The sequence below is a fragment of the Paenisporosarcina sp. genome (genome assembly GCF_049671445.1).
In the GTDB taxonomy this organism is placed as follows: Bacteria; Bacillota; Bacilli; order Bacillales_A; family Planococcaceae; genus Paenisporosarcina.
On record NZ_JBATUX010000114.1, the window covers coordinates 1 to 4,993 of the forward strand.

Consider the following 4,993-nt stretch of genomic DNA (forward strand, 5'->3'; position numbering starts at 1 on the left):
GTGCGGCTTTTTTTAAAAGTTAAGAAAGTATATAATTTTAGTTCGATAAATCCAGTGTTTCAGGTGTTTTGGACAAAATGATTGATTCATTAATATTGATGATTTCCGTTTCAGGCGGACGCTTTCCACTACAATCCATGAAGTGAGTAGTACCCAACAAGAAAATCTATCAATTGCTTATTGATAAGACACGACTGATGCTAAGTTAAGCTAGAGATAGAACCAACCTATAAGCTTAACTTAGTTGCCATCTATATTCGTTGATTGAAGCGCAGGTGGCGACTTCTGCGGGAAAAGCAGGAGCTGAAGACCCCGCAGGAACGTAGTGACGAGGAGACTGAAGCCATGCCCGCGAAAAGCGTCCACCGTAGCGGAAATCAACAGGCTACTATGGTTACTCTTCTTAAAAGGATTTACAGTATGTCAAAGCCAAATAAATTTTAAATTAGATGAAATCTAATAAATATCTCTTGCTCTTCAAATTATTTGACAGAATTCTTCATGTATTTCTCTCAGCTTATTGTGCTTGTCTCTATAATTTGGTAAAATAGTTCTTGTTGTGATGTTTCTGATCAGGAGGTGGAACAAATGCATGCGTTTTTATTGACTTTACTCGTCATCGTTTCGCTAGCATTAATCGTTGTTGTGTTGTTACAATCAGGGAAAAGTGCAGGTTTATCAGGTGCCATCTCGGGCGGAGCTGAGCAACTTTTCGGGAAGCAAAAAGCAAGAGGAATTGATCTTGTCTTGCACCGTATAACGATTGTATTAGCTGTGTTATTTTTTATTCTGGCAATAGCCGTAACCAAATTATAATCAACATTCGAACCGCCTGACCGACTTGAATTGGTTAGGCGTTTTCTTATTTTTATTACCATTGGTAAAAACTAGATTTAATAGTAAAATTTTTTGTCTAGTTTAACAAGTGCTAGTTAATCACAAACTCATTCGGAAACGAATCAAATAACTTTGTACTTTTCTATTATTGGAGGTTTTTTGAATGCGAATCGCGCAACCCAAACCGTTCTTTTTTGAAGCGGGTAAAAGAGCCGTATTATTATTACATGGATTTACGGGGAATTCGTCAGATGTTCGTATGCTTGGTCGATTTTTAGAAAAAAACGGCTATACATCACTGGCTCCTCATTATAAAGGTCATGGCGTACCACCAGAAGAATTAATCCAAACAGGACCAAATGATTGGTGGAAAGATGTGATGCGCGGCTATGATAAATTAAAAGCAGCAGGCTATGAAGAAATTGCAGTTGCTGGATTATCACTTGGCGGTGTCTTTTCATTAAAATTAGGGTATACCCTACCTGTAAAGGGAATAGTAACGATGTGTGCACCTATGTCGATGAAAACAACAGAGCTCATGTATGAAGGTGTCATTAAATATGCAAGAGATTATAAACGATATGAAGGAAAAGACATATCTCTTATAGAAGAAGAAGTAGAAGCTCTTCAAAATAAGTCGATGGATTCATTACCCGAATTACGTAACCTAGTGTATGACGTTCGTGATCACGTAGATCATGTCTATGCTCCATTATTTGTTGTCCAAGGGCGTCAAGATAACGTTATAGAAGTGGATTCTGCTAACATCATACATGATGAGGCTGAGTCATTTGAAAAAAGTATTAAATGGTATGAAGAATCTGGTCATGTAATCACACTCGATAAAGAAAAAGAACAATTACATGAAGATATATTAGAATTTTTACAGACGCTAGAGTGGCAGGTGTAAAAACCTGCTCACACGCACACGCTATATAAAGGAGGGATGAAAGATGGAACAAAATTTACAACAACGTTTGCTCGATTTCATGCGCGAAGAAGAATACCATCCATTGACTGTCCAAGAAATTGAAAGTCAGTTTGGTTTTGAAGATGCAGATGAATTTAAAGAGTTAGTTAAGACATTAGTTCGTCTTGAAGAAAAAGGGTATGTGATTCGTTCGAAATCAAATCGCTATGGTGTTCCTGAAAGAATGAATTTACTAAGAGGTAAATTTATAGGACACGCAAGAGGATTTGGATTTGTTGCACCAGATGAAGAAGGTATGGATGATATTTTTATTCCTCCAACTGAAGTAAACGGCGCAATGAATGGCGATATCGTTCTGGTCCGTGTTTCAAGTGCTAGTTCAGGAGACCGTCGTGAAGGGGCTATTACGAAAATTGCAGAACGTGGTATTTCTAAAGTGGTAGGGCAATTCCAAGATAATAAAGGATTTGGTTTTGTGCTTCCAGATGATAAAAAAATCTCAATGGATATATTTATCGCAAAAGAAGATACTCTTGGTGCAATCGATGGACATAAAGTTGTCGTTGAGATTACTGGATGGCCAGAAGGTCGTAAATCAGCGACTGGTATGGTTACACAAATTCTTGGCCATAAAAATGATCCAGGTGTGGATATTTTATCAATCATCCATAAACATGGCATTGAAATTGATTTCCAACAACCAGTTATCGATCAAGCAAATGCTGTTCCAGATGAAATTGATGAGGCCGATTTAGAAGGTCGCCGTGATTTGAGAAATGAAGTCATTGTGACGATTGATGGTGCCGATGCAAAAGACTTGGATGACGCTGTAACAGTTACGAAAAATCCGGATGGTACATATAAACTTGGTGTTCACATTGCGGACGTTAGTCATTACGTAACAGAAGGTTCACCAATGGACACGGAAGCGTATGATCGCGCGACAAGTGTTTATTTAACAGATCGTGTTATTCCAATGCTACCACATCGTTTATCAAATGGTATTTGTTCATTAAATCCTCAAGTGGATCGCTTAACTTTATCATGTGAAATGATTATTGATGGCACAGGAAACGTGGTTTCTCACGAAATTTTCCAAAGTGTTATTAAAACAAAAGAACGCATGACGTATACAGATGTTTATAAAATTGTAGATGAAAAAGATGAAGCGTTAATGGAACGTTACCGTGATCTAGTTCCGATGTTTGAATTAATGGCTGAACTTGCTGCAATTTTGCGTGAAAAACGTGCAAAACGTGGCGCTATCGATTTTGATTTTAAAGAATCAAAAGTCATTGTAGACGATGAAGGTTGGCCGACAGATGTTGTCATTCGAGAACGCACGGTAGCTGAGCGCTTGATTGAAGAGTTCATGTTAGCAGCAAACGAAACTGTAGCTGAACATTTCCACTGGATGGAAGTGCCTTTCATATACCGTATACACGAAGATCCGAAACCCGAGAAACTTCAACGCTTCTTCGAATTCATTACGAACTTCGGTTTAGTTGTCAAAGGATCTGGTAATGAAATTCACCCAAGAGCTTTACAAGAAATTGTAGAGGCTATTGAAGGAATGCCTGAAGAACCCGTTATCTCGACGATGATGCTTCGTTCATTGCAACAAGCTCGTTATTACGCGGAGAGTCTTGGTCACTTTGGCTTATCAACGGATTATTATACGCATTTCACATCACCGATACGTCGTTATCCCGATTTAATCGTGCACCGTTTGATCCGTACGTATTTAATTAATGGTGATGTATCAAAACCGACTGTCGCTCATTGGGACGCGGTTATGTCTGAAATTGCTGACCATACCTCTGATCGTGAACGTCGTGCAGTGGAAGCAGAGCGAGATACTGAATCACTGAAAAAAGCACAATTCATGGTAGATAAAATTGGTGAAGAGTTTGAAGGGATTGTTAGTTCAATCACAAACTTTGGGATGTTTATTGAGCTTCCTAATACTATTGAAGGACTTGTCCATGTTAGTAATATGACGGATGATTATTATCGATTTGATGATCGCCAAATGATGATGATAGGTGAGCGTGCAGGCAAACAGTATCGTATTGGCGATGAAGTAACTGTTCGTGTTACTGCTGTAAAACCTGAAGAATCTGCAATTGATTTTGAAATCGTCGGAATGACAAAAGCTTTCCAGCGCACACGTAAAGAAGCACCTAAAGTATTCCATGCGAACAAAAAAGAAGGTTCAGGAAGACGCTCTTCGGACAATTCTAAGCCAGGTCAGAAAAAAGAAGTAAAACAAAAGAAAAAGTTTTATGAAGGAATTGCTAAGAAGCAACAAGGGCAAGGTCGTAAAAGAAAGAAAAAGTAAGCAAATTGAGCGGTGAATAGCCGCTCTTTTCTAAACAGCGAGGTGAAGACAGATGGCAAAAGGTGAAGGAAAAGTGGTTGCGCAAAATAAAAAAGCGAATCACGATTATTTTATTGAGGAGACAATGGAAGCGGGAATCGTGCTTCAAGGAACCGAAATAAAATCAGTACGTAAAGGGAAAGTTCAATTAAAGGAAGCGTTCGTGCGTATAAGAAACAATGAAGCATGGATATCGAATATGCATATCAGTACTTATGAACAAGGAAATCGTTTTAACCATGAACCGTTGCGTTCTCGTAAACTATTACTTCATAAAAAACAAATTAATGAGTTAATAGGGTTATCAAAACAAGATGGGTTTTCAATTATTCCAATCAAAATGTATTTAAAAGATGGTTTTGCAAAAGTATTAATTGGCCTAGGTAAAGGGAAGAAGAACTACGACAAACGCGACGATTTAAAGAAAAAAGAAGCAAAACGTGACATAGAACGTGCATTCAAATCTCGTAACCAAGAATGATACTACTTGAAGTTTGACCAATTTTGTCTTATAATAAAAATACAGCTTGCCAGATGTACATGTAGTTCACCCGAACTTCCAATAAGAGTTCAAGAAGGAACAAAAACTAGCTTCCCTAATTTTTGAGAATGCCTTTTTGATTATTCTATATTAAGGGGACGTTACGGATTCGACAGGGATGGTCTGAGCTTAAGTTGCGCGTCGGAGGGCTCGGCTCCGTATCAACGGCACTCTATAATAACTGGCAAAAACCAAAACCTAGCATTCGCAGCGTAAGCTGACGATGTTGCTTGTCTTGGCCATCGCCCATGTGGTCATGTACGAGCTCACTTTTAGTGGGATACGATCGTCGGTGCAACTTGAG

At 38.5% G+C, this 4,993-nt stretch carries 4 protein-coding genes and 1 other RNA gene; all 5 read left to right on the forward strand.

Annotated features, from left to right (window positions below):
* The first annotated feature begins 588 nt into the window (after positions 1-588).
* Positions 589-816 carry a preprotein translocase subunit SecG gene (gene secG / locus WBG45_RS13730; RefSeq protein ID WP_024534037.1) on the forward strand — a complete coding sequence of 76 codons (228 nt, stop codon included), beginning with the start codon at positions 589-591 and terminating at the stop codon, positions 814-816.
* A gap of 184 nt (positions 817-1,000) precedes the next feature.
* A complete protein-coding gene (locus WBG45_RS13735) occupies positions 1,001-1,747 on the forward strand; it encodes an alpha/beta hydrolase (RefSeq protein ID WP_424415425.1) in 747 nt (248 codons plus the stop codon).
* 43 nt (positions 1,748-1,790) lie between these two features.
* Positions 1,791-4,109, forward strand: coding sequence for a ribonuclease R (rnr, locus tag WBG45_RS13740; RefSeq protein ID WP_424415427.1), 2,319 nt, complete (start codon positions 1,791-1,793; stop codon positions 4,107-4,109).
* 52 nt (positions 4,110-4,161) lie between these two features.
* Positions 4,162-4,629, forward strand: a complete 468-nt coding sequence (gene smpB, locus WBG45_RS13745) for an SsrA-binding protein SmpB (protein WP_424415429.1) — start codon at positions 4,162-4,164, stop codon at positions 4,627-4,629.
* Between the two features lie 154 nt (positions 4,630-4,783).
* Positions 4,784-4,993, forward strand: a transfer-messenger RNA (tmRNA) gene (ssrA, locus tag WBG45_RS13750); the annotation flags it as partial.

Coding starts and splice junctions, on each gene's coding strand:
- WBG45_RS13735 (WP_424415425.1), top strand. CDS start 1,001: ATGCGAATCGCGCAACCCAAACCGTTCTTTTTTGAAGCGGGTAAAAGA.
- smpB (WP_424415429.1), top strand. CDS start 4,162: ATGGCAAAAGGTGAAGGAAAAGTGGTTGCGCAAAATAAAAAAGCGAAT.
- rnr (WP_424415427.1), top strand. CDS start 1,791: ATGGAACAAAATTTACAACAACGTTTGCTCGATTTCATGCGCGAAGAA.
- secG (WP_024534037.1), top strand. CDS start 589: ATGCATGCGTTTTTATTGACTTTACTCGTCATCGTTTCGCTAGCATTA.